The sequence below is a fragment of the Mycolicibacter senuensis genome (assembly GCF_002101885.1).
Taxonomy (GTDB): Bacteria; Actinomycetota; Actinomycetes; order Mycobacteriales; family Mycobacteriaceae; genus Mycobacterium; species Mycobacterium senuense.
Window position 1 is genome coordinate 54,986 of record NZ_LQPS01000014.1, and the last position, 25,182, is coordinate 80,167.

Genomic DNA, 25,182 nt, shown 5'->3' on the forward strand with positions numbered 1-25,182 from the left:
CGAGATCACAAACCCGCTACGGCATCGGCGGCGCCGGTTCGCCCGGCGGCGACCCGGGCGCCCCGGGTTCACCCGGCGGCGGAACCTGCGGCTGCGGCGGCTGTCCCGGCAGCGGCGCCTGCGGTTGCGGCGGTGCGGCCGGGATGGTGGTGGGCGGACCGATCGGGATGGTGATTCCCGGCGCGATCTCGATCGTCGGCTGGATCACGGTCTCCGACGGCTCCGGCGGGGCCAACTCCTCCGGCGGGGGTGGCGGCGGCGCGGCGGGAACGCCGGCGTAGCCGCCGATCTCGGTGGGCTTCGGGAACGGCTCGTTGGTGGTGCCCTGCAGCGCACCGTCCATGGTGGCCTTCCAGATGTCGGCGGGAATGCCCGCGCCGTACACCGGGCCGCCCCACTGATTCACCAGCGGCTCGTCGCCGCCGGTGGTGCCGACCCACACCGCGGTCGACAGCGACGGCGTGTAGCCGACCATCCAGCCGTCCCGGTTGGCCCCGGTCTCACCCAGCTGGGTGGTGCCGGTCTTGGCCGCCGACGGCCGCCCGCCGGCCAGGTTGTGGCCGCGCGACCAGCCGGCGATGGGCTGCATCGCCGAGGTGACGTTGTCGGCGACCGCTTTGGGAATGCGCTGCTCGCCGGTGTCTTCGGAGGTCTGGGCGTCGAAGAGCACCTGGCCTTCGGCGTTGACCACCTTCGCCACGAAGTGCGGCGGGTGATACACCCCGGAGGCGGCCAGCGTCGCGTACGCCGAGGCCATGTCGATCACCCGGGTCTGGTACTGCCCCAGCACGACGCCACCCTCGGGCGGCCCGCCGTCCTGGGACAAGGTGTGCGCGACACCGGGGAAGCTCTTGGCCACACCGGCGGCATGGGCCGCATCCGCGACGTCCTGAGCGCCGTTCTTGAGCTTGAGCATCAGCCGGTAGTAGGCGGTGTTCAGCGAGCGTTTGAGCGCCTCGGCGATGTTGCAGACCCCGCAGCTTTCGCCCTCGGCGTTGGTGATCTTGATCCGGCCGCCCTCGATGGCCAGCGGGGAGCTGTCGATCTGATAGCCCAGCCCGATGCCCTGCTCCAGCGCGGCGACCAGCGCGAACACCTTGAACGACGAACCGGTCTGCAGACCCGCCTGGGCGAAGTCGAAACCGTTGGCGTCCGAGCCCCCGTAATACGCGCGCACCGAGCCGTCGCGGGGGTCGATGGACACCACCGCCGATCGCATGTTGGGGATCTGGTCTTTGAGGTAGGTGTCCACCGCGTCGACCGCGGCGTCCTGCGCCTGCGGATCGATGGTGGTGGTGATCTGCAGGCCCTGGGTGTTCAGGGTCTGCTCGTCGATGTCGAACAGCTCCAGCAACTCCTTGGTGACCTGCCGCTGGATCAGCCCGTCTGGCCCGGTGGTGATGTTCTGGGAGCGGGCCAGCTCAGGCGGCACCGTTTCCGGGAACTGTTGGGCGGCACGCTCACCGGCGGTCAGCGCCCCGGTCTCCACCATGCCGTCGAGCACCCAGTTCCACCGGTCGAGGGCGCCCTCGGGGTCGACGGCGGGATCCAGGGTGGAGGGCCGCTGAATCAGCGCGGCCAGCAGCGCGCCTTCGGCGACGTCGAGACGCTCGACGGGCTTGTCGAAGTAGGCCCGGGACGCCGCGGCGATCCCATAGGAGCCGCGGCCGAAGTAGATGATGTTCAGATAGGCCTCCAGCACATCGTCTTTGGGCCATGCGCTGGACATCTTGGTGGCGATCACGAGTTCTTTGGCCTTGCGGACCAGGCCGCGCACGCCGGCCCGCTCGGATCCGACCAGTGCGTTCTTGACGTACTGCTGGGTGATGGTCGAACCGCCCTGGGTGTCCCCGCCGAACAGGTTGTTCTTGACCGCGCGGGCGAAGCCGGACACCGAGAAACCCGGGTTGGAGTAGAAGTCGCGGTCCTCGGCGGCCAGCACCGCGTCACGCACGTACACCGGCACCTGACTGATGTCGATATCGACGCGATTGCCTTCCGGCGGAATGATCTTGGCAAGTTCGGAACCGTCGCTGGCCAGGATCGTCGACACCTGGTTGGTGCGGATGTCGCCGGGTGAGGGCACATCGGTGATGGAGTAGGCCATCGCGAACGTGATGAGCGGCAGCAGCAGGATCACCGCGGCCGCGACATAGAGCCCGCGCCGAACCCACCTCCAGTTCGGCGGGTGGCGGCGCAGCCAGGCCAGCGGGTCGGGCGTAGCGGCCCGGTCGGTGTGCTCGACGCGGCCGGATCGCCGCGGTGGCGGCTCGACCGGCTTCTCCGGCGGCGGTTGCCGGCGTGGTCCGCGTCCGCTCAGCGCCTGCTCGCGCTGCCGCGGCGTGCCGTCGAGGGCCGCCCGCACCGCGTCGATCGGATCGCGCAGATCGGCGGTCGCCGCGTCGTCGACCGCGGGGATGATCGTGGTCTGCCGGTCATCCGGCGAGGCCGGCCCGCGGCGCGCGCCCACCCCTGAGGGCCCGGTCGAATCAGCGTCCGACCGGTCGTCGTGGTGCTTACTCACTGGCGGTACGGGCTCCGCTGCGTGCCGTCCGCCGACTCCGGGACCCCTTCGGCGGGCGCGCGAGGCCCAGCACATACGACTTCACCAGATGATTCCAGCTACAGGTCCGGCACACTTCGACCACGTGCACCGAGAACTCCGAATAGCGGGTGGCCAGCAGAACCAGTTCCTCGGCGGAACGCGCCGAACCCGACACCGCCCCCAGGTCGTCGCCGTAGACCCACGACACCAGGGTGAGCTGCTCCTTGCGGCAGATCGGACAGACCACCGCACTGGACTTGCCGTGGTACTTGGCGGCCCGGAGCAGATACGGGTTGGCGTCGCACACCTCGGACACCCCGGTACGTCCGGAATAGACCTCGGCCAGCAGGGAACGGCGCCGGAGCGCGTAGTCCACTACCTGTCGCTGCAATCGCACGGTCACCAGAGTACGACGGGTCCGCGCGGGCCGGTGTGATGAACGCCCTTATCCCACACCAACCGGTGTATTCGGGTCTCGCCGTACCGGGCTGAAGTCTTACGATCATCGCCGTGGCGACACGGCAGAGCTCCGGAACCCGGGCGAAGGACAGCGACCGGGACGACGTCTGCCGCATCCTGGATTCCGCCCTGGCTGAGGGGCAGCTGTCCAGCGCGGAGCACCGGGAACGCGTCAGCGCGGCCACCCGCGCCGTCACGCTCGGTGACCTGCACGCGCTGATCGCCGATCTGCAGACCGCCAGCGCGCCCGTACAGCTGCCCGCGCTGAACAAGACCGCCGGATTCGGCGGTCGCGCCCTGGCGGCCGCGGCACTGGGCGCGGCGGTGCTGCTGGGGCTGGGCATCGGCTGGGGGGTGTACGGCAACACGAGCTCGCCACTGAGCTTCACCTCCGACCCCGGCGCCAAGCCCGACGGCGTCGTCCCGCTGGTGCTGACCCCGCCGCGCCGGCTGCATTCGCTGGGCGGGTTGAGCGGCCTGCTGGAACAGGCCCGCGCGAAGTTCGGCGACACGCTCGGCTATCGGCTGGTCGTCTACCCGGACTACGCGTCACTGACCCGGGCCGATCCCAGCGAGGACCGCCGCGAACTGAATTACAGCTACCGGGGCGGCTGGGACGACCCGTCCAGCTCGGCCAAGAGCAGTGCCGCCGTGCTGGTCGACCTGAGCGGCTTCGACCTCAAGGCCGCGGTCGGGATCCTGCGCGGGGCCCCCGAGACGCTCGGAATCAAGGACGGCGACGTCAAGTCGACGTATCTGATCGTCGAGCCGGCCCGGGACCCGACGACACCGGGGGCGCTGTCGCTGTCGGCCTACGTCTCCAGCGACTACGGCAGCGGCTACATCGCGTTCGCCGGCGACGGGTCGGTCAAGCGCATCAATTACCCGTCCTGAACTGGTGACTTCGGGGCGCTGAACGTTGGGCGAACAGTAGGCCACTTGGGTTCTGTTATATCGGCGCGATACTATGGCCCGAACCGTCGAACGGTCGTAGCCACACATCATTGCAGGAGGTGAATCGGTGCTTGAGCTTGCCATCTTGGGTTTGCTGCTCGAGTCGCCGATGCACGGCTACGAACTGCGGAAACGGTTGACCGGTCTGCTGGGCGCCTTCCGGGCGTTCTCCTACGGCTCGCTGTATCCGGCGCTGCGGCGCATGCAGGGGGCGGGGTTGATCGCCGAAGACGCCGCCCCGGCGGGCACCCCGGTACGCCGGGCCCGGCGGGTCTACCGGATGACCGACGCCGGTCGCCAGCGCTTCACCGAGCTGGTGGCCGACACCGGACCGCAGAACTACACCGACGACGGCTTCGGGGTTCACCTGGCCTTCTTCAACCGCACCCCCGCCGAGGCGCGGATGCGGATCCTGGAAGGCCGCCGTCGGCAGGTGGAGGAACGCCGGGAGGGTCTGCGCAACGCCGTGACGCGGGCCAGCAACTCGTTGGATCGCTACACCCGCCAACTGCACCAGCTGGGGCTGGAGTCCAGTGAGCGGGAGGTCAAGTGGCTCAACGAGCTGATCGCGGCCGAACGCGTCTCGCAGGGCCGCGCCGAACAATCTTGACCCTGCCCGGCGCGGGAATCAGAACAACACAAACAACACAAACAGCACGTCAGCAGTGACAGCAGAAGAAGGAGAACGCCGGAAATGACTGAGCAAACGACGGATGTGCGGGTCGCCATTGTCGGCGTCGGTAACTGCGCCTCCTCGCTGGTCCAGGGCGTGCAGTACTACCAGAACGCCGACGACAGTTCGACGGTGCCCGGTCTGATGCACGTGCGATTCGGTCCGTATCACGTCCGCGACGTGAAGTTCGTCGCCGCGTTCGACGTCGACGCCAAGAAGGTCGGCTTCGATCTGTCCGAGGCCATCTTCGCCTCGGAGAACAACACCATCAAGATCGCCGACGTGCCGCCCACCAACGTGGTGGTGCAGCGCGGTCCCACCCTCGACGGCATCGGCAAGTACTACGCCGACACCATCGAGGTCTCCGACGCCGACGCCGTCGACGTGGTCTCGGTGCTGCGGGAGAACAAGGTCGACGTGCTGGTGTCCTACCTGCCGGTGGGATCCGACGAGGCCGACAAGTTCTACGCCCAGTGCGCCATCGACGCCGGGGTGGCGTTCGTCAACGCGCTGCCGGTCTTCATCGCCTCCGACCCGGTGTGGGCCAAGAAGTTCGCCGACGCCGGTGTGCCGGTTGTGGGCGACGACATCAAGAGCCAGGTCGGCGCGACCATCACCCACCGCGTTATGGCCAAGCTGTTCGAGGACCGCGGCGTCACGCTGGACCGCACCTATCAGCTCAACGTGGGCGGCAACATGGACTTCAAGAACATGCTCGAGCGGGAGCGGCTGGAGTCCAAGAAGGTATCCAAGACCCAGGCCGTCACCTCCAACCTGACCGGTTCGCTGGCCGGCAAGGTCGAGGACAAGAACGTGCACATCGGGCCGAGCGACCACGTGGCCTGGCTCGACGACCGCAAGTGGGCCTACGTGCGGCTGGAGGGCCGCGCCTTCGGCGACGCGCCGCTGAACCTGGAGTACAAGCTCGAGGTGTGGGACTCGCCGAACTCGGCCGGCATCATCATCGACGCGGTGCGCGCGGCCAAGATCGCCAAGGACCGCGGCATCGGCGGCCCGATCATCCCCGCCTCGGCCTACCTGATGAAGAGCCCGCCCAAGCAGCTGCCCGACGACGTCGCGCGCGCTCAACTCGAAGAGTTCATCACCGGCTAAGCGTTGACTCTGCGGTGACCAGACACGCCACCCGTACTTTTGCCGGGTGAGCGCAGAGTGAACGAGGAAGTTTCCGAGTTCGCCCTGCTGGCCGGCAACGCCGAGCAGGCCGGTGTCACCGGCCCGCTGCCAGCCGTCCAGCGCATCGAAACCGCGGGCGTCAGCTCGCTGCGGTGGGGATCCGAGCCGCCGCGGGTGGTGTTCCTGCACGGCGGTGCGCAGAACGCCCACACCTGGGACACCGTCATCGTGGGCCTGGGCGTACCCGCGCTGGCGCTGGACCTGCCCGGGCACGGACGTTCGGCCTGGCGCGACGACGGCGACTACTCCCCGCAGCGCAACGCCGCGGCGCTGGCCCCGGTGCTACGCGAGCTGGCACCGAGCGCCGCGCTGGTGGTCGGGATGTCGCTGGGCGGGCTGACCGCGATCCGGCTGGCTGCCGCCGCCCCGGAGCTGGTCCGCCGGCTGGCGCTCGTGGACGTGACTCCCTCAGCACTGCAACGGCATTCACAGATGAGCGCCGCCGATCGCGGGACGGTGGCGCTGGCCCAGGGCGACCGCACCTTCCCCGATTTCGAATCGATGCTGGCCGTCACCCAGCTGGCGGCACCGCATCGCGATCCGGAATCGCTGCGGCGCGGACTGTTCCACAACACCCGGCAACTGCCCGACGGACGTTGGACCTGGCGCTACGACACGATCCGCAGTGTCGGGGACTTCACCGAGCTGTGGACCGACGTCTCGGCGGTCACCGCGCCGACCACCTTGATCCGCGGCGGGCAATCGGCGTTCGTCTCCGAGGACGACATCGCCGAGTACGCCCGGCGCTCACCGGGCCTGACGACTCACGTGGTGGCCGGATCCGGGCATTCGGTGCAAAGCGACCAGCCGCGCGCTCTGGTCGAGTTGCTGCGCCGGACGCTACCGTGACTGGGGTGAAGCCCATCCGAATCGGCGTGCAACTGCACCCCCAGCACGCGGCGCAATATCGCACGATCCGCGACGCGGTCCGGCGGTGCGAGGACCTCGGCGTCGACATCGCATTCAACTGGGATCACTTCTTCCCGCTCTACGGCGACCTCGACGGACCGCACTTCGAATGCTGGACCATGCTGGGCGCCTGGGCCGAACAGACCTCGCGGATCCAGATCGGCGCGCTGGTGACGTGCAACTCCTACCGCAACCCGGAGCTGCTCGCCGACATGGCCCGCACCGTCGACCACATCGGCGACGGCCGGCTGATCCTGGGCATCGGTTCGGGCTGGAAAGACCGCGACTACCACGAATACGGCTACGAATTCGGCACCGCCGGCAGCCGGCTCGACGACCTGGCCGCTGCGCTGCCGCGTATCAAAAGCCGCCTGGCCCAGCTCAATCCGCCGCCCACCCGGCATATACCGGTGCTGATCGGCGGTGGCGGCGAGCGCAAGACGCTACGCCTGGTCGCCGAGCACGCCGACATGTGGCACAGCTTCACCGACCCCGACACCTACCCGCACAAGGCGGCAGTGCTCGCCGAACACTGCGCCGCGCTGGGCCGCGACCCCGCCACCATCGAACACTCGGCCGCCCTGGGCAACGATCAAACCGAAGCGGAGTTGCTCAGCGCGGCGGAGTCGATGGTTCAACTCGGGGTGAGCCTGTTGACCATCGGTAGTAGCGGACCGGACTACGACCTGACCGGCGCCGAGGCGCTGTGCCGATGGCGCGACCAGCGATAAAACTGGCGGCGCTTCTTGCCACCTGGCTGATCGTGGGCGGTCTGGCAACGGTGCCGTCCGCCGGCGCCACCCCCGACCTGTGCGCGCCGGCCGGGGAGCAGGCGGCCGTCACGCTGCCGCTCAAGCTCGCCACCGCCAAACGTCCGCGCGAGGACAAATACACCACGGCCGGCGTGGATCCGCTCAACTCGATCGATGTGACCAAGCTGGGTCTGGCCACCCCCGGGGTGCTCACCGTCGGCACCCTGACCGAGAGCCCCCCGACGAACTGCATCAACGCCGCGGGCCGCTACACCGGGTTCGACAACGAACTGCTCCGCGCCATCGCCAAGAAGCTGGGGCTGCGGATCCAGTTCGTCGGCACCGACTTCTTCGGGCTGCTCGCCCAGGTGGAGTCCGGGCGCTTCGACGTCGGATCGGCGTCGATCAACGCCACCGACGAGCGCCGTCGCACCGTCGGCTTCACCAACGGCTACGACTTCGGCTATATGGCGCTGGTCGTCCCGGCCGGTTCGGCCATCACCGGGTTCGACACCGTCACCGACGGTAAGCGGATCGGGGTGGTTCAGGGCACCATCGAGGACGCCTACGCAGTCGACACCCTGGAGATCGAGCCGGTGCGGTTCCCCGACTCCATCACGCTCTACGCCAGCCTGAAAAGCCGCCAGGTCGACGCCTGGGTGGCGCCGTCGCTGACCGCACTGAACCTGATGCGGCCCGGGGACCCGGCGCAGATCGCCGGTTACACGTTCAGCCCCGCCGGTTTCGAAGCCTACGCGGTGGCCAAAGAGAACCGGGCGTTGATATCGGCGCTGAACTCCGGACTGGATGCGGTGATCGCCGACGGCACCTGGCCGCAGCTCTACACCGATTGGGTGCCCCGGCCGTTGCCACCGGACTGGCAACCGGGCTCGAAGTCGGCGGCCACCCCGCATCTCCCGGACTTCGCGGCGATCGCGGCGCGCAACCACAAGGCCGACTCGACGCCGTACGAACCCAAATCGACACTGGCCCAGTGGCGAGACTCCTTCTTCGACTGGCAGCTGTACCGCGAGGCGCTGCCGGATCTGCTCAAGACCGGCCTGCCCAACACGCTGTTACTGACCGTCAGCGGCGGCATCATCGGTTTGGTGGCCGGGCTGGGGCTGGCCGTTGCGGGGATCTCCGGCACCCGCTGGCTGCGCTGGCCGGCCCGGGTCTACACCGACATCTTCCGGGGGCTGCCCGAGGTGCTGATCATCCTGCTCATCGGTCTGGCCGTCGGGCCGCTGGTAGGCGGGCTGACCAACAACAACCCGTACCCGCTGGGCATCGCGGCACTGGGACTGACCGCGGCGGCCTACATCGGGGAGATCCTGCGCTCGGGGATCCAGAGCGTGGAGTCCGGCCAGCTCGAGGCGTCCCGGGCGCTGGGTTTCGGCTATCCCGACTCGATGCGCCTGGTGGTGATACCGCAGGGCATCCGCCGGGTGCTGCCGGCGCTGGTCAACCAGTTCATCGCGTTGCTGAAGGCCTCCGCGCTGCTGTACTTCCTGGGCCTGGTCGCCGGCCAGCGGGAGCTGTTCCAGGTGGGCCGCGACTTCAACGCCCAGACCGGCAGCCTGTCCCCGCTGGTGGCGGCCGGCGTCGTGTACCTGGCGCTGACCATCCCGTTGACCCACCTGGTCAACGTCGTCGACCACCGGCTTCGCCGCGGACGGCCCGCCGAGGACGACGACTCCGTCGAGCTGAGCCCGGCGATCTCCAGTCAGGAGATGACGTGACCGCCGCCTCCTCGCGCGAGCCGGTGTCGTTGGCGGCCAAGGGAATCCAATTGTCCTTCGGAAAACAAACCGTGCTTCGCGGGATCGATCTGGATGTGCCGGCGGGCAGCACCGCGGCGGTGATCGGCCCCTCCGGCTCCGGCAAGTCCACCATGCTGCGCACCTTGAACCGACTGCACGAACCCGACGGCGGCGACATCCTGCTGGGCGGGCGATCGGTGCTCGACGACGATCCCGACGAGCTACGCCAGCGGATCGGCATGGTGTTCCAGCATTTCAATCTCTTCCCGCACCGCAGTGTGCTCGACAACATCACGCTGGCCCCGCGCAAGCTGCTGGGGATGTCGCACGACGCCGCACGCGAACTGGCACTGGGACTGCTGGACCGGGTCGGGCTGAAGAACAAGGCCGCTGCGCGTCCCTCGGCGCTCTCCGGCGGCCAGCAACAGCGGGTCGCGATCGCCCGCGCACTGGCGATGCAGCCGCAGGTGATGCTCTTCGATGAGGCGACCTCGGCGCTGGACCCGGAATTGGTCAAGGGGATCCTGGCGTTGATCGCTGAGCTCGGCGCGGACGGTATGACGATGGTGGTCGTCACCCACGAGATGGCCTTTGCCCGGTCGGCGTCGGACACCGTCGTGTTCATGGACCGCGGGAAGGTGGTGGAATCCGGGCCGCCCGAACAGATCTTCGACAATGCCGAGACCGACCGGCTGCAGAAGTTCCTCTCCCAGGTGTTGTGACAGCAACCTGCGCGACCTATCCCCCCTCGTTAGAACCACAGGTTAGACTGGCGAACTATGGCGGAGAGCAAAGCCGATACGCCGCAGGTGACGGCGGTCGCAGAGGGCTTGCATCGTTCGCTGTCGAAACTGTTCTCGATCCTGCGGCGCGGTGAAATCAGCGGCGGAACGAAGACCGGCGAGCTCACCTTGGCGCAGCTGTCGATCCTGATCACCTTGCTGGACCGCGGGCCGATCCGGATGACCGAACTGGCTGCCCACGAACGGGTTCGCACCCCCACCACCACCGTGGCGATCCGCCGTTTGGAGAAGATCGGCCTGGTCAAACGCAGCCGGGACCCGTCGGACCTGCGAGCCGTGCTGGTCGACATCACCGAGGAGGGACTGGCGAGCCACCGTGAATCGCTGGCCAACCGGCACGCGGCCCTGGCGGTGATGCTCAGCGAGCTCAGCCAAGAGGATCTGGACACCTTGACCCGCGCGCTGGAACCGCTGGAGCGGCTGGCCGCCTACGGCGCCGCCGGGACCGCCACGGACGACGGGGCCGACTGCCCGCTGGATTGCGGTTGATGCCGACCGCCCTGATCACCGGCGCCGGCGGCGGGATCGGTTCGGCGATCGCGACCGCACTGGCACCCACCCACACGCTGCTACTGGCCGGCAGACCGTCGGCGCGGCTCGACGCCGTCGCCGAACGGCTCGGCGCCACCACCTGGCCGCTCGATCTGGCCGACGCCGACGCGATCGAGTCGGCCACCGAGATCGTCGACGAACTCGACGTGCTGGTTCACAACGCCGGGGTGATGCAGCCTGGCGCTGCCGGCGAATCCTACATCGAGGAGTGGCGGGCCACCTTCGAGGTCAACGTGTTCGGTGCGGTAGCGCTGACACTGGCACTGCTGCCCGCGCTGCGGCAGGCCCGGGGGCATGTGGTCTTCCTCAACTCCGGTGCCGGGCAACGGGTTTCCGCTGGTATGGCCTCATACTCGGCCAGTAAGTTCGCGCTTCGCGCGTTCGCGGACTCACTGCGCAGTGACGAGCCGGCGCTGCGCGTCACCACCGTCTACCCCGGCCGCGTCGACACCGAGATGCAACGCGACCTGGTCGCTTACGAAGGCGGCCAATACGATCCGGGCCGCTTCCTGCGTCCCGACACCGTCGCCGAGGTGGTGGCCGCCGCCGTACGCACCCCGCCGGACGGGCACCTGCACGAGGTCGTGCTCCGCCCGCGATAGTCTCTTTCCGGCGGGGGTGGTTACGATCACACCACCAGGTTCACCAGCCGGCCGGGCACCACGATCACCTTCTTCGGAGCGGCGCCGGCCAGGAACGCCTGCACCTTCTCATCGGCCAGGGCAGCGGCTTTGATCGCCTCGGTGTCGGCGTCGGCGGCCACCGTGACCAGCCCCCGCTTCTTGCCGTTGACCTGCACCGGGTAGTCGGCGGTGTCGGTGACCAGATAGGCCGGGTCGGCGACCGGGAAGGGGCCGTGCGCCAGCGAGGAATCGTGGCCGAGCCGCTGCCACAGCTCCTCGGCCAGGTGCGGAGCCAGCGGTGCGAGCATCAGGGCCAGCGGCTCGACGACCCCGCGCGGAACCCCGTCGCGGTGCTGTTTGGTCAGATGGTTGGTGTACTCGATCAGCTTGGCGGCCGCGGTGTTATTACGCAGGGCGGCATAGTCTTCCGACACCCCGACGATGGTGCGGTGCAGCAGCCGCAGCGTCTCGGTGTCCGGTTCGCCGTCGAGCACCCGGCTCTCACCGGTTTCCTCGTCGACGACCAGCCGCCAGACCCGCTGCAGAAAGCGGTGCGCCCCGACGACGTCCTTGGTGGCCCACGGCCGCGACATCTCCAACGGGCCCATCGACATCTCGTACACCCGCAGGGTGTCGGCGCCGTAGGCATCGCAGATCTCGTCGGGCGACACCGAATTCTTCAGGCTCTTACCCATTTTGCCGAACTCGGCGAACACTTCCACGTCACCGTCGACGCCCGGGAGATAGCACTTGCCGTCGCGTTCGACGACGTCGGCGGCCGGCACATAGGACCCCCGGGAGTCGGTGTAGGCGGCCGCCTGGATGTAGCCCTGGTTGACCAACCGCCGGTAGGGCTCCCGGGAGCTGACGTGTCCGAGGTCGTGTAACACCTTGTGCCAGAAGCGCGAATACAACAGGTGCAGCACTGCGTGCTCGACACCGCCGACATACAGGTCCACTCCGCCCGGATCGTCCGCGCCGCGTTCGGTCGGTCGCGGGCCCATCCAATAGGCCTCGTTCTCCGGGGCGCAGAACTGCTCGGTGTTGTGCGGGTCGGCGTAGCGCAGTTCGTACCAGGAGCTGCCGGCCCACTGCGGCATGACGTTGGTGTCACGGGTGTAGGACCGCAGGCCGTCCCCGAGGTCCAACTCGACATGCACCCAGTCGGTCGCCTTGGCCAGCGGCGGCGAGGGTTCGCTGGATGCGTCGTCGGGGTCGAACAGCACCGGTGAGTAGTCACCGACATCGGGCAACTCGACCGGCAGTGCCGCGGAATCCAAGGCGTGCGGACGGCCATCGTCGTCGTAGACGATCGGAAACGGCTCGCCCCAGTACCGCTGCCGGGCGAAAAGCCAGTCCCGCAATTTGAATTCGATGCGCGCCCAACCGCGGCCCTGCGACTCCAGTTGCCGCGTGATGGCCTGCTTGGCATCGTCGACGGTCATGCCGTCCAGCGGTCCGGAATTGACCAGGGTTCCCTCGCCGGCGTAAGCGGCCTCTGAGATATCGCCGCCGGCAATGACTTCGATCACCGGAAGGCCGAACTCGGCGGCGAACTCCCAGTCTCGCTGGTCGTGACCCGGCACGGCCATGATGGCGCCGGTGCCGTAGCCGGCCAGCACGTAGTCGGCGATGAAGATCGGCACCCGCTGGCCGTTGGCCGGATTGGTGGCGTAACTACCCAAGAACACCCCGGTCTTGGTCTTGTTCTCCTGGCGTTCCAGATCCGACTTCGCGGCGATCGCCTTGAGGTAGGCGGCGACGGCCTCAGCCGGCGTCGCCGCCTCGAAGGTCCAGCGCTGATCCACCCCGTCCGGCCAGGCGGCGACCGTCAACCGGTCGACCAGATCGTGCTCGGGCGCGAGCACCAGATAGCTGGCGCCGAACAGCGTGTCCGGGCGGGTGGTGAACACCTCGATGTCCACCTCGGCACCGTCGGTGGTGTCGGCACCGAACAGCGCCGCCGCGCCCGTGGAGCGCCCGATCCAGTTGCGCTGCATGGTCTTGACCTTCTCCGGCCAATCCAGCACCTCGAGGTCGTCGAGCAGTCGGTCGGAGTAGGCGGTGATCCGCATCATCCACTGCCGCAGCCGCTTCCGGAACACCGGGAAGTTGCCGCGGTCGCTTCGCCCGTCTGCGGTGACCTCCTCGTTGGCCAGCACCGTGCCCAGCCCCGGGCACCAGTTGACCATCGAGTCGGACCGATAGACCAACCGGTGGCCGTCGATGACATCGGCCCGCTCCCCCGCCGACAACCGGGCCCAGTCCCGCCCGTCGTCGAGGGTGCGCGTGCCGGCGTCGAATTCGGCGACCAGTTCGGCGATCGGCCGGGCCTTGTTGGCGGCGGTGTCGAACCAGGCGTTGTAGATCTGCAGGAAGATCCACTGCGTCCACTTGTAGAAGTCGACGTCGGTGGTGGAGAAACTGCGCCGGCTGTCATGGCCCAGACCCAGTCGCCGCAGTTGCCGGCGGAAGTTCTCGATGTTGGCTTCGGTGCGGATGCGCGGGTGGGTGCCGGTCTGCACCGCATACTGCTCGGCGGGCAGCCCGAACGCGTCGAATCCCAGCGCGTGCAGCACGTTGTGGCCGGTCATCCGGAAGTAGCGGGCGTAGACGTCGGTGGCGATGTAACCCAGCGGATGGCCGACGTGCAGGCCGTCCCCCGACGGGTAGGGGAACATGTCCTGGACGAACATCTTGTCGGCGGGTACCGCCGCGCCGTCCGGGGGCGCCAGCGAGCCGACCGGGTTGGCGACGTTGAAGGTTCCGGCCTGCTCCCAGTGGTCCTGCCAGGCGCCTTCGATACGCCCGGCCAGCGCTGCCGTGTAGCGATGCCGGGGCGCCTGGTCGCCGGGTGCCTGGGTGGTCGGGGCTTCGTTCACCTCAACAGGGTAAGGGGCGGGGTTTGTCGGCCCGATCGCCACAGCTTGGTCTCGGTTGCGTTGCGGGCCGATGAGGGCTTCGTTCCAGGTCGGTTGCGGCCCTGGCGTCGCCTGGCCGCGCCTGGCTACCGTCGTTCCAAGGCCGGGGGCACCATTGCCCGGCTCGTCCCGGAAGGACCCCTGGAGATGACGAACACGGTCCGCCGCTGGCGGTTACTGGTCGGCTGCACGGCTGTCACCGCGGCGGCCTTCGGCGGCCCGCTGGGAGTGCCGGTCGCGATGGGCGACCCGCTGCTGCCGGCGCCGCCCAATCCCTACGGCCCGGCGGCCCAGCCCGCCGCCCAACCGGCCGCCGCGCCGGTGGCCCCACCACTGCCCGTGGCATCCCGGCCGGCGGCTGGCGCGCCGGTCGCAGTCCCGGCGGCGGGCGCACCGGCCGTCGTACCGGGGGCGGCGGGCGGCGTCGCACCCAACGCCGTGGTGCCGGCCACCTCCGGCACGTTGCGTGACTACTTCGCCGCCAAGAAGGTGCAGTTGGAGCCGCAGCAGGCCGCGGACTTCACCGCGTTCAACATCACCCTGCCGATGCCCGTCGGCTGGACCCACGTTCCCGACCCCAACGTGCCCGACGCGTTCGCGGTCATCGCCGATCGGCGCAGCGGATCGCTCTACACGCCCAACGCGCAGGTGGTCGTCTACCGCCTGGTCGGCCAGTTCGACCCGAAAGAGGCGATCACCCACGGGTTCGTCGACAGCCAGCAGTTGATGGCCTGGCAGACCACCAACGCCTCGCTGGACGATTTCAACGGCTTTGCCTCCTCGGTCATCGAGGGCACCTACCGCGACGCCGACATGACGCTCAACACCTCCCGGCGCCACGTGATCGTGCCGACGCCCGACTCGGCCTACCTGGTCTCGCTGACCGTGACCACCGGTGCCGGCCGCGCCGTCGGCAATGCTCCGGCGACCGACGCGATCGTCAACGGGTTCCGGGTCGAACGGCCCGGTACCAACCCCCCGCCTCCCGCACCGCACGGACCGGTGCAATCAGGCACCATCCAGCACCAGGTCGGCACCGCCCCCGCACCCGACCGCCCCAACCCTCCGGTCGAATCGGGCAGGGTGCAACACCAGGTGGGCACCGCCCCCGCGCCTGATCGCTCCGACCCTCCGGTGGAATCGGGCACCATTCAGCACCAGGTGGGCACGACCGGCTGACCGTCGGCCTCGTATCCTGGTCCCATGCTGATCATGGGTGTGTTGTGCCTGGCTGCTGCGGTCGTGTCGCTGGTGTTCGGAGTGCGGACCCTGGCCCGGCCGCTCACCGGCGACCCCGAGCAACTGGTGCTGCGCGCGGTGGCGCCCGCCCAGGTCGCCGTCGGGGTGATCCTGGCGGTGGGCGGCGCTCTGGTGCTGGCCGGCCCGCCGGCGGTGGCGCTGCTGGCGTTGATCATCTCGATCACCGGTGCGCTGGGCATCCTGGCGGCCGGGGCCTGGCAGGGAGCCCGCTACGCGGCGCGCCAGTCCGCGGCAGCCGGTGCGGCCGGGGGCTGCGGGTCGGGCTGCGGCTGCGCCGGCGCCGCGCCGGTCGAGGACGCCGGTTGCGGTGCCGGTTGCGGTTGCGCGGGCAGCGCACCGCCGGAGCCGGAACCGGCGTCGGGCTGTGGCAGCGGTTGCGGCTGTTCGTAATCTGCGGTCCGGTGCCGCCGTTCAGTTGCGGCTGATGTCGATCGGGTGGGTGGCCAACAGCGCCGTCGGCCACGGCTGACGTCGCAGCGCCCGGCTCCACACGTCGACTCGGGGCGGGACCAGCACGTCGGAGGGCAACGCCGACAACACGATCCAGTCGTCACGCTCGATCTCGCCCTCGAGCTGGCCGATGGTCCAGCCGGCGTAGCCGGCGAAGATCCGCACCCCCTCCACGTGAGGAGCGATGGACTCCGGTTCGGCGTCGAGGTCGACCATCACCAGCCGGCCGTCGATATGGCGCAGCCCCGCTACAGCGTTGGGATCCACGCCGACCCGCAACAGTCCGACACACAATGCCGCGTCCCGTTTCACCGGGCCGCCGATGAACATCGTCTTGGGCTTGGCGGCCAGGTCGGACCACTGCGGCAACACGTTGTAGACGGCGGTCTCACTGGGTCGGTTGAGCACCACGCCCAGAGTGCCGCCGTCATTGTGCTCGACTACGTAGATCACGGTGCGGCGAAAGGTGGGTTCAAGCAGGTCGGTGTTGGCCAGGAGCAACGTCCCGGCCCGTACCCGATGAGCGGCGGGCGCGACAAACTGTTCAGCGTCCTCGGGTTCCTCAGGTTGCGCCACCCTCCCATCATGGCACTCGGGCCCGGCGATCGTGGGCGACCTGTGCCGAACGTCGAACGACCGCCAAGATTTGTACTCTGGTCTGGGGCCGGCGCCGCAGTGACAGCCGCCCGCGTCCGGAAGTAGGTCTTTTGGTGGACACCCGCGCACCCGCATCGCTGTGGCGATCGGCGCGCAGCCTGCCGGAGTTCTGGCGGCTGTTGGAGCTGCGTGCCGCCAGCCAGTTCGGCGACGGCTTGTTTCAGGCCGGCCTGGCCGGCGCCTTGCTGTTCAATCCTGATCGGGCCGCGGCGCCGTGGGCCATCGCGGGCGCGTTCGCCGTGCTGTTTTTGCCCTATTCGGTGCTGGGTCCGTTCGCGGGGGCGCTGCTGGACCGCTGGGATCGGCGAATGGTGCTGGTGGTGGCCAACGTCGCCCGGCTGGTGCTGGTGCTCGCCATCGCCGCGCTGTTGGCTGTCGGAGCCGGTGATCTGCCGGTGTTGTGCGCTGCCCTGATCGCCAACGGGTTCACCCGGTTCATCGCCTCCGGGTTGTCGGCGGCGCTGCCCCACGTCGTGCCGCGCGACAAGGTCGTCACGATGAACGCGCTGGCGATCGCGACCGGCGCCGTGGCGGCCTTCCTGGGCGCGAACTTCATGCTGGTGCCGCGCTGGCTGGTGGGTGCCGACGATCGCGGCGCGGCGTCGATCATCGCGGCGGTGGCGATCCCGGTCGCGATCGCCCTGGTGCTCTCGCTGCGTTTCGCCCGCCATGTGCTCGGTCCCGACGACACCAAGCGCGCCATCCACGGATCGGTGCTCTACGCGGTGACGACGGGCTGGCTGCACGGCATCCGGACGGTGCGCGATCGGCCCACCGTGGCCGCGACGCTGTCGGGCCTGGCCGCACACCGGATGGCGTTCGGCATCAACACCCTGCTGGTGCTGGTGATGGTGCGCCACGTCGGCGAGCACACGGTTTCGGGGCTGGGCACCACGGCGTTGTTCATCGCCGCGTCCGGTGCGGGATCGTTTCTGGCCACCCTGCTCACGCCGCCTGCGGTCCACCGCTGGGGCCGCTACGCCACCGCCAACGGGGCGCTGGCGGCGGCGGCGGTGATCCAGCTCGCCGGGATCGGCTTGTACCTGCCGGTGCTGGTGCTTTGCGGATTCCTGCTCGGGGCGGCCGGGCAGGTGGTCAAGCTGTGCGCCGACACCGCCATGCAGATCGACGTCGACGACGCGCTGCGCGGACATGTCTTCGCGGTGCAGGATTCGCTGTTCTGGGCTTCGTTCATCCTGGCCGTGTCGGCCACCGCGGCAGTGGTTCCCCCCGACGGGCAGGCGCCGTGGCTGATCGCGGCCGGAACGCTGTTGTATCTGGCCGGCCTGGCGGGGCACAGCCTGATCGGGCGACCCCGGGATCCGGTGGGCGGCATACAGTACGGGCATGGCTGAAACCGAACCGATCGTCGCCGATCTGAGCGCCGAGAGCGACGACTTGGACGCGCTGGTGGCCCCCCTCACCGACAGTCAGTGGGGTGCGCCCACCCCGGCGGCGGGTTGGTCCATCGCCCATCAGATCGCTCATCTGCTGTGGACGGACCGGGTCGCGTTGCTGGCCATCACCGACGAGGCCGGCTTCGGCGACCAACTCGCGGCGGCGATGGGCGACCCGACCGGCTTCGTCGACGCCGCTGCGGCCGAGCTGGCCAGCACCGCGCCGGCTGAGCTGCTGGCGGCCTGGCGATCGACGCGCGCCCAGCTGCACGAAGCCCTCCTGGGCGTCGCCGATGGCCGCAAGCTGCCGTGGTTCGGCCCGCCGATGAGCGCGGCGTCCATGGCCACCGCGCGCCTGATGGAGACCTGGGCGCACGGCCTGGACGTGGCCGACGCGCTCGGGGTGCGACGGACCGCAACCGCGCGGTTGCGGTCGATCGCGCATCTGGGGGTGCGGACCCGCGACTACGCGTTCACCGTGCACAACCTGACGCCGCCCGGCGAACCGTTTCACGTGGAACTACACGCGCCCGGTGGCGGGGTGTGGGCGTGGGGACCGGTGAACGCCGAGCAGCGGGTGACCGGTTCGGCCGAGCATTTCTGTTTCCTGGTCACCCAGCGCCGTCCGCTGGCAGACCTCGATCTCGCGGCGCACGGCGAGGACGCGCACCGCTGGCTGGAGATCGCCCAAGCTTTCGCGGGGCCGCCCGGCTCCGGGCGATGAGCGCGCCAGCGCGCAGCGAGCCGGAGCCAAACCAGCACCGCTCCGGGCGATGAGCGCGCCAGCGCGCAGCGAAACCGGCGGCTTCAGAACCAGGCGAGGAACCCGCCCATGATCATCTCGGCCGAGTTCATCAAAGCCTGGAACATGTTCACGTTGGCGGTGTCGATCATGTGGTAAACCGTGTCGCCGCTCACCGTCTGCGTCGCACTTGCGATCTCCTCCGGCGACAGGCCCAGGTATGCCAGGTGGTCGCTGAACATGCCAGCCGTTTGGTGGCCGTTGTCCCAGTTCGCGAAGCCGTCGCTGGACAGCGAGTAAACGTCGGCGGGGTACAGATCGTTCGGGGTGACCAGACCGATCACCGAGTCGATGTTCATCATCTCGGCGACCTGATAGACCATCGTGATCACGTCGTCGTGCCATTCTTCCGGCACCCACTGCAGCAGCGTGGGTATGAAGCCGCTCAGGAAGCCGCCCTCGGCGGCGCTGTCCCCGACCATCACGAAATGCAGTGCGCCCTTGGGGATGTCCGTTTCCTCAGCGAGTCGCTCCATGGCCAGACCCGCGGCGACATTGGCCTGCGAGTACCCGAATATGTACAGCGGGTCCTCGGAGTCGAAGTCGCCGCCTTCCCATCGAGTCTTGATCGCGTCGACCAGGATGTCGGTGGCGCCCTTGATGCTGGCGTTCAGGTCATAGGTCTCTGGCACCTGCAGGAAGGTCGCGTCGCCGTCTTCGGGGAACCCGTTCGGCACCAGATACAGCTCTTTACTCAGATCGAGCCAGTTCTGATTCATCGCCGGAATCATGACCAGGGCTTCGGCGGCCAGGGCGTAGTCGAGGATGTGGTGGTCGGTGGCAGCAGCGGGGGCGGGAGCCGCCGTTGCTCCCGCGATGATTATCGGCGCCGACAGCAGCGCGCCCACGGTCGTCTTGTTCACAAGTTCCTCCCCCGATGTTGCGGTAACCTGACGGCGATCGGCCCTATCCGAGTGTCAACCGCGTAGCTGTGCGACAAGAGGGCTTTCCCGTACGCACATTAACTTATGCGCTCCAGCCGGTGGAGTCCACTTGAGGGATGCTACAGGTCGTTCCTGGGTGCGAAAGCTCATAAAAATGTCGATAAGTCTCCGATCAGATCCGAACGGTTGTTCGGAATCCCGGCGCGTTGGCCGGCCGCCGGGCCCGGTTTGCGGGCGCAACCACGGGCCCGCTTAACAACCGGGGCTCACAACGGCGTGGCCCCGTCGGCGGCTCCGTCGCCGTCAGCGTCGGTCAGCTTGATGTCCCAGCGCCCGTCGCCGTCGGTGTCGACGTAGGCGGCGCGGTAGCCACCCGATCCATCGCCGATCAGCACCCGGTCGGCTCGGCCGTCGCCGTCGGAGTCGAGCAGCCGGTCGTTGACCCGGCCGTCGCCGTCGAAATCCACCAGCGGCCCACCGAGGTGCTCGACGTCGTCGAGTCCCGACCACCGCAGCCCGCCCGACCGGCCTGCCGAGCTCGCCGCCAGGCCGTGTCCCCACGTGCCCGACCCGTCGTCGGTGAAGTAGGCCTCCGGGGTGCCGTCGTCGTCGAGGTCCAGCACCAGGTGGTCGGCCACCCCGTCCCCGTCGAGGTCGACCAACGCGTCGTCGCGCAATCCGTCGCCGTCGAAATCGAGGCCGATCGCATCGGCCACGCCGTCGCCGTCGAGATCGAGGTCGGGAGGCCCGGTCCACATCGTCGCACCGTCACCGTCGCCCAGGCAGTAGTCCATACCCGGATCAGACGTGCCGGCGCCGCTAGCGGTTCCGCTGCGTCTGCCACCACGCCAGCAGTTCAGCCGTCGCCTCGTCCCGCGACAACGGCCCCCGCTCCAAGCGCAACTCCTTGAGGAAGCTCCACGCCCGCCCCACCTGCGGGCCGGCCGGAATACCGAGCAGCGCCATGATCTCGTTGCCGTCCAGATCCGGCCGCACCCGCTGCAGGTCCTCCTGCTCGGCCAGCGCGGCGATGCGCGCTTCGAGCTGGTCGTAGTTGGCCTGCAGGCGCGCCGCCCGCCGCTTGTTTCGGGTGGTGCAGTCCGCGCGGACCAGCTTGTGCAGCCGGCCCAGCAACGGTCCCGCATCGGTGACGTAGCGCCGCACGGCCGAATCGGTCCACTTTCCGTCGCCGTAGCCGTGGAAGCGCAGGTGCAGATACACCAGCTGCGAGACGTCGTCGACCATCTGCTTGGAGTAGCGCAGCGCGCGCATCCGCTTACGCACCATCTTGGCCCCCACCACCTCGTGGTGGTGAAAGCTCACCCCACCGTCGGGCTCATGGCGGCGGGTGTCGGGCTTACCGATGTCGTGCAGTAGCGCCGCCCAGCGCAGCACCAGATCGGGGCCGCCTTCGGGGCCGGGGTCCTCGAGCTCGATCGCCTGCCGCAGCACGGTCAGGGAATGCTGATAGACGTCCTTGTGCTGGTGATGCTCGTCGATGGCCATCCGCATCGCGCCGACCTCGGGCAACACCACATCACCCATTCCGCTGGCCACCATCAGGTCGACGCCGGCGCCCGGATCGGCGCCCAACAACAGTTTGTCCAGTTCGGCGGCCACCCGCTCGGGAGTGATGCGGGAAAGCTGCTGGGCCATCTCGTCGATGGCGGCGCGCACCCGCGGCGCCACGGTGAAGCCGAGTTGGGCGACGAACCGGGCGGCGCGCAGCATCCGCAGCGGGTCGTCTCCGAAGGAGTCCTGCGGTGCCATCGGGGTGTCCAGCACCTTGTCTCGTAACGCCGCCAGACCGCCAAGCGGGTCGAGGAACTCCCCCGGACCGGCTCCGGTGATGCGGACCGCCATCGCGTTGGCGGTGAAATCCCGTCGCACCAGATCCTCGTGCAACGAATCCCCAAAGCGCACTTCGGGATTGCGTGACACCCGATCATATTTGTCAGCCCGGAACGTGGTGATCTCCACGCGGTACCCGTGCAGACCGGCGCCGATGGTGCCGAACTCGATCCCGGTGTCCCACAGCGCCTCGGCGCGGCCCCGCAACAGCTGCTGCACTTGCTCCGGGCGAGCGTCGGTGGTGAAGTCCAGGTCGGGGCTGGACCGGCCCAGCAGGGCGTCGCGGACCGAGCCGCCCACCAGGTACAGCTGGTGGCCGGCCGCATCGAACATGGCGCCGAGGTCGCGCAGCAGCTCGGCATGCCGGTTCAGGGCGACCGCCGCCGCTGTCAGCAGGTCGGCATCCTGGTGGGTGTCGGGCACGTTCGATGAGCTTAGACGGTGGGGCGGGGGCAGGGGGTCTCACTCCCGGCCGCCGGTGAGCGAGTGCGGCCCGGGCGGTTTCCCGTTGACGTCGCCGTCGATTTCGCACACTCGGCGAACCGGGGACCGGCGGGCCGAGCCGGGCAGGCGGGTCGCCGCCGCCGACGCCGACCCGGCGAGGGAGGCCGGTGGGCTCGCCCGTGCCAGCTACTATCACATGGGTGTCGGCCGACGGCGGAGAAGCCAATCCGGGACGGCGCCGCAGGCGGCGCCGTGGTCGACGCACTTCAGGTCCGAAAACCAACCACACGGAGGCCGCGGCCACCGAAAGCGCGGCCGCCACGCCCGGCCGCTCGGTGCAGCGCCGGCCCCGCACCGCACGTCACGGCCCGGAGCGGCTGCGCACCGTGCACGAGACCTCGGCCGGTGGCCTGGTCGTCGACGGTATCGACGGGCCGCGGAAGGATCAGGTCGCGGCGCTGATCGGACGCATCGACCGCCGCGGCAGAATGCTGTGGTCGCTGCCCAAGGGCCACATCGAGGTCGGTGAGACCGCCGAGCAGACCGCGATCCGCGAGGTCGCCGAGGAAACCGGCGTCCAGGGCGACGTGCTGGCGGCGCTGGGCAGCATCGACTACTGGTTCGTCACCGAGGGCCGCCGGGTGCACAAGACCGTGCACCACTACCTGCTGCGGTTCTCCAGTGGAGAACTGTGCGACGACGACGTGGAGGTCACCGAGGTGGCGTGGGTGCCGATCCGGGAGCTGCCGTCCCGGTTGGCCTACGCCGACGAACGCCGGCTGGCCGTGGTCGCCGACGAACTGATCGACCGGCTGCAGGCCGACGGCCCGGCCGCGCTGCCGCCGCTGCCGGTGACCGCGCCATGGCGGCGCCCGCAGACGCATTCCCGCGCCCGCCGCTCGCGCCCCGACGGCCGCGCACCGGACCGGAAGAACGGTCGCGGGCTGGACCCGTGATCCGCACCCGACGTAGCGGTGGGGGCAGGCGGCCCGCCTTGTCAGTGCCCCGCACGGCCCCTCGGGCGGTCGTGGCCGCCTTCCTGATGGCCCTGGGCGTGGCGCTCGGCTCCGCCGTCGCCCCGCATGCCACGGCCGGCGAGCCCGGCGGGGTGTCGTTCGTGCAGGTCCGTGTCGATCAGGTCACCCCGGAGGTGATCACCACCTCCAGCGTCCCGGTCGTCACCGTCTCCGGCACCGTGAGCAATGTCGGCGACCGCCCGGTGCGCGACGTGATGGTGCGCCTCGAGCAGGCCGGCGCCGTCGCGTCGTCGGCCGGTTTGCGCACCAACCTCGCCGGCAGCAATGACCAATACCGGCCGGTGGGCCCGTTCGCCACGGTGGCGACCGAATTGCAACGCGGCCAGGAGGCCCGCTTCACCCTGTCGGCTCCGCTGCGCTCGACGACCCAACCGGCGTTGAGCGTGGACCGTCCGGGTATCTATCCGCTGCTGGTCAATGTCAACGGCACGCCCGACTACGGCGAGCCGGCCCGCCTCGACGACGCCCGCTTCCTGCTGCCGGTAACCGGCCTGCCCAAAACCGAGACCGACGCCGATCCGCTCTCCGGCGCCGTCGCCCCCGACACCTCCCGGCCGGTGCGGCTGACCATGTTGTGGCCGCTGGCCGACCGGCCCCGGCTCACCCCCGGGGCGCCCGGCGGCAGCCTTCCGGTTCGGCTCACCGACGACGACCTGGCGCGTTCGCTGGCCCCGGGCGGCCGGCTCGACGCCCTGCTGTCCGCCGCCGAGTTCGCCACCAGCCCGACCGTCGACGGCGGCGGCGTCGTCAGTCAGGCGCTGTGCCTGGCGATCGACCCCGACCTGTTGGTCACGGTCAACGCGATGACCCGGGGCTACGTGGTCGCCGACTCCCCTGAAGGCACCGCCTCGCATCCCGGCACCGGGCAGGCGGCCGCCACGACCTGGCTGGAGCGACTGCGCCGGCTGGCGCATCGCAGCTGTGTCACCGCGACCCCGTACGCGCAGGCCGACCTCGACGCACTGGCCCGGGTCGGCGACCCCGGCCTCGATGCGATCGCGGTGAGCCGGCCCTCCGACATCGTCGACCGGATCCTGCAGGTGACGTCGACCCGCGGCGCGATCGTGCTCGGCGACGGCAAGCTCACGGCCGGCACCGCCGACCTGATCAGCGCCGAGGGCGACACCGTGGTCATCACCGCCGGTGACTGTTCCGCCCAGGACTCCGCCACCGCCGACGTCACCCCGCGGCGGGTGTCGCCGAAACTGGTCGTCGCGCCGTACGACCCGGCCGTCGGCGCGGCATTGGCCGGCATGGGCACCGACCCGGTGGCCCCCACCTACCTCGACGGCTCCCTGACCGTCCGGCTGCACCATGACTCCGCGCTGGCCCGCCGGCAGGATGCCCTGGGAGCCCTGCTGTGGCGGGGGCTGGAGGCCCCGGAGGGCCCCGGCGAGCCGCGCGACCAGATCTTGATGCCCCCGGCGTACTGGAAGCCACGCGTCGACGATGCCCAGGCCGTGCTGACCACGGTGGGCACCGCGCTGCGGTCCGGGTTGGCGGTCCCGCGGCCGCTGAGTGCGCTGATCTCCGAATCGCAGGGCGTCACCGCCGCACCGGCGCATCCGCTACCGGCCGAACAGGTGGTGGGCGGCTTCGGAGCGGACATCATCGGCGCCGTCACCGGCGACATCGGTCGGCTGTGGGCCTTGACGTCGGCGCTGACCACCGACGTCCGCACCGGCCTGACCGGCGAGCAGTACACCGCGCCCCTCGCCGAGGACATGCTGCGCGCACTGAGCCAGTCCGAACCGCTCGACGTGCGCGCCGGCGTGGCAGCGCAGCGGTTGTCGATCGTCGGCGACACCGTCGCGGATCTGATCAGCGCGGTCACCATCGTCAACCCGGCCGGCTCCTACACGCTGGCCACCGAGCACAGCCCGCTGCCGCTGGCACTGCGCAACGACCTGGCGGTGCCCATCCGGGTACGGCTGCACGTCGACGCGCCGCCCGGGATGACGGTGGCCGACATGGGCGATCTGGAACTGCCCCCGGGGTACCTGCCACTGCGGGTCCCGGTGGAGGTGCGGGTCAACCAGCACTTCGTCGTCGACGTGGCGCTGCAGACCCCGGACGGGCTGCCGCTGGGCGAGTCGGCGCGGCTGTCGGTGCACTCGAACGCCTACGGCATGGTGTTGTTCCTGATCACCATGACGGCAGCGGCCGCGCTCACCGTGCTGACCGCGCGCCGGCTGTGGCACCGCTTCCGCGGCCAGCCCGACCGCGCCGACTTGGACCGCCCCCGCCCACCC

Annotated in this window: 22 protein-coding genes; 15 read left to right on the top strand and 7 right to left on the bottom strand. The window is 69.6% G+C overall.

Going from position 1 to position 25,182, the window contains the following annotated elements:
* Window positions 1–16: 16 nt before the first annotated feature.
* On the bottom strand, window positions 17–2,470 hold the full coding sequence (locus AWC24_RS02240) for a transglycosylase domain-containing protein (RefSeq protein ID WP_085081864.1): 2,454 nt from the start codon (window positions 2,468–2,470) through the stop codon (window positions 17–19).
* Between the two features lie 46 nt (window positions 2,471–2,516).
* Window positions 2,517–2,942 carry a DUF5318 family protein gene (locus AWC24_RS02245; RefSeq protein WP_085081887.1) on the bottom strand — a complete coding sequence of 142 codons (426 nt, stop codon included), beginning with the start codon at window positions 2,940–2,942 and terminating at the stop codon, window positions 2,517–2,519.
* Between the two features lie 113 nt (window positions 2,943–3,055).
* On the opposite strand from AWC24_RS02245, the gene AWC24_RS02250 reads away from it, so the two are divergent.
* The 9 genes from AWC24_RS02250 to AWC24_RS02290 all read left to right on the top strand — a co-directional run bounded on the left by AWC24_RS02250 (window position 3,056) and on the right by AWC24_RS02290 (window position 11,206).
* Window positions 3,056–3,898, top strand: a complete 843-nt coding sequence (locus AWC24_RS02250; RefSeq protein ID WP_085081865.1) for a DUF1707 SHOCT-like domain-containing protein — start codon at window positions 3,056–3,058, stop codon at window positions 3,896–3,898.
* A 127-nt stretch (window positions 3,899–4,025) separates the two neighbouring features.
* Window positions 4,026–4,568 carry a PadR family transcriptional regulator gene (locus tag AWC24_RS02255; protein WP_085081866.1) on the top strand — a complete coding sequence of 181 codons (543 nt, stop codon included), beginning with the start codon at window positions 4,026–4,028 and terminating at the stop codon, window positions 4,566–4,568.
* A gap of 84 nt (window positions 4,569–4,652) precedes the next feature.
* Window positions 4,653–5,744 (top strand): inositol-3-phosphate synthase, encoded by a 1,092-nt coding sequence (locus AWC24_RS02260; protein WP_085081867.1) that lies wholly within the window; start codon window positions 4,653–4,655, stop codon window positions 5,742–5,744.
* A gap of 57 nt (window positions 5,745–5,801) precedes the next feature.
* Entirely contained in the window at window positions 5,802–6,674 is an 873-nt protein-coding gene (locus AWC24_RS02265; protein WP_085081868.1) for an Rv0045c family esterase, read from the top strand.
* A 5-nt stretch (window positions 6,675–6,679) separates the two neighbouring features.
* Window positions 6,680–7,465 (top strand): LLM class F420-dependent oxidoreductase, encoded by a 786-nt coding sequence (locus AWC24_RS02270; protein ID WP_407663458.1) that lies wholly within the window; start codon window positions 6,680–6,682, stop codon window positions 7,463–7,465.
* Window positions 7,447–9,228: an ABC transporter substrate-binding protein/permease gene (locus AWC24_RS02275; protein ID WP_085081888.1), complete on the top strand. Its 1,782-nt coding sequence runs from the start codon at window positions 7,447–7,449 to the stop codon at window positions 9,226–9,228. Before AWC24_RS02270 ends, AWC24_RS02275 begins: the two co-directional genes overlap by 19 nt.
* Window positions 9,225–9,971 (top strand): amino acid ABC transporter ATP-binding protein, encoded by a 747-nt coding sequence (locus AWC24_RS02280; protein WP_085081870.1) that lies wholly within the window; start codon window positions 9,225–9,227, stop codon window positions 9,969–9,971. Before AWC24_RS02275 ends, AWC24_RS02280 begins: the two co-directional genes overlap by 4 nt.
* Window positions 9,972–10,028: 57 nt before the next feature.
* On the top strand, window positions 10,029–10,541 hold the full coding sequence (locus AWC24_RS02285) for a MarR family winged helix-turn-helix transcriptional regulator (RefSeq protein WP_085081871.1): 513 nt from the start codon (window positions 10,029–10,031) through the stop codon (window positions 10,539–10,541).
* On the top strand, window positions 10,541–11,206 hold the full coding sequence (locus AWC24_RS02290; protein WP_085081872.1) for an SDR family oxidoreductase: 666 nt from the start codon (window positions 10,541–10,543) through the stop codon (window positions 11,204–11,206). Before AWC24_RS02285 ends, AWC24_RS02290 begins: the two co-directional genes overlap by 1 nt.
* Window positions 11,207–11,232: 26 nt before the next feature.
* Here AWC24_RS02290 and leuS read toward each other — a convergent pair whose 3' ends face one another.
* The gene (gene leuS, locus AWC24_RS02295) at window positions 11,233–14,109 is read right to left on the bottom strand and encodes a leucine--tRNA ligase (protein ID WP_085081873.1); all 2,877 of its coding nucleotides are present in this window, start codon (window positions 14,107–14,109) and stop codon (window positions 11,233–11,235) included.
* Between the two features lie 186 nt (window positions 14,110–14,295).
* Between leuS and AWC24_RS02300 the strand changes: the two genes are divergently transcribed.
* Together AWC24_RS02300 and AWC24_RS02305 are read left to right on the top strand one after the other, a co-directional pair.
* Complete coding sequence (locus AWC24_RS02300) at window positions 14,296–15,327, top strand: LpqN/LpqT family lipoprotein (protein ID WP_085081874.1); 1,032 nt, start codon at window positions 14,296–14,298, stop codon at window positions 15,325–15,327.
* 24 nt (window positions 15,328–15,351) lie between these two features.
* Complete coding sequence (locus tag AWC24_RS02305; protein WP_085081875.1) at window positions 15,352–15,798, top strand: hypothetical protein; 447 nt, start codon at window positions 15,352–15,354, stop codon at window positions 15,796–15,798.
* 21 nt (window positions 15,799–15,819) lie between these two features.
* Here AWC24_RS02305 and AWC24_RS02310 read toward each other — a convergent pair whose 3' ends face one another.
* Window positions 15,820–16,434, bottom strand: a complete 615-nt coding sequence (locus tag AWC24_RS02310; RefSeq protein WP_085081876.1) for a YqgE/AlgH family protein — start codon at window positions 16,432–16,434, stop codon at window positions 15,820–15,822.
* 131 nt (window positions 16,435–16,565) lie between these two features.
* On the opposite strand from AWC24_RS02310, the gene AWC24_RS02315 reads away from it, so the two are divergent.
* Entirely contained in the window at window positions 16,566–17,870 is a 1,305-nt protein-coding gene (locus tag AWC24_RS02315; protein ID WP_085081877.1) for an MFS transporter, read from the top strand.
* On the top strand, window positions 17,863–18,636 hold the full coding sequence (locus AWC24_RS02320) for a TIGR03084 family metal-binding protein (RefSeq protein ID WP_085081878.1): 774 nt from the start codon (window positions 17,863–17,865) through the stop codon (window positions 18,634–18,636). The genes AWC24_RS02315 and AWC24_RS02320 overlap by 8 nt, the downstream gene beginning before the upstream one ends.
* An 83-nt stretch (window positions 18,637–18,719) precedes the next feature.
* On the opposite strand, the gene AWC24_RS02325 is transcribed toward AWC24_RS02320, so the two are convergent.
* From AWC24_RS02325 to AWC24_RS02335, 3 genes are all read right to left on the bottom strand, one after another.
* Window positions 18,720–19,577, bottom strand: a complete 858-nt coding sequence (locus tag AWC24_RS02325) for a PE-PPE domain-containing protein (RefSeq protein ID WP_085081879.1) — start codon at window positions 19,575–19,577, stop codon at window positions 18,720–18,722.
* Window positions 19,578–19,864: 287 nt separating this feature from the next.
* A complete protein-coding gene (locus AWC24_RS02330) occupies window positions 19,865–20,392 on the bottom strand; it encodes a pullulanase (RefSeq protein WP_085081880.1) in 528 nt (175 codons plus the stop codon).
* Window positions 20,393–20,417: 25 nt separating this feature from the next.
* Entirely contained in the window at window positions 20,418–21,872 is a 1,455-nt protein-coding gene (locus tag AWC24_RS02335; protein WP_085081881.1) for a CCA tRNA nucleotidyltransferase, read from the bottom strand.
* Window positions 21,873–22,093: 221 nt separating this feature from the next.
* Here AWC24_RS02335 and AWC24_RS02340 point away from each other — a divergent pair, with 221 nt between their 5' ends.
* Both AWC24_RS02340 and AWC24_RS02345 read left to right on the top strand, forming a co-directional pair.
* A complete protein-coding gene (locus AWC24_RS02340; protein ID WP_109560288.1) occupies window positions 22,094–22,849 on the top strand; it encodes an NUDIX hydrolase in 756 nt (251 codons plus the stop codon).
* 86 nt (window positions 22,850–22,935) lie between these two features.
* On the top strand, window positions 22,936–25,182 hold a 2,247-nt coding region (locus AWC24_RS02345), incomplete at its 3' end, for a hypothetical protein (protein WP_085081890.1).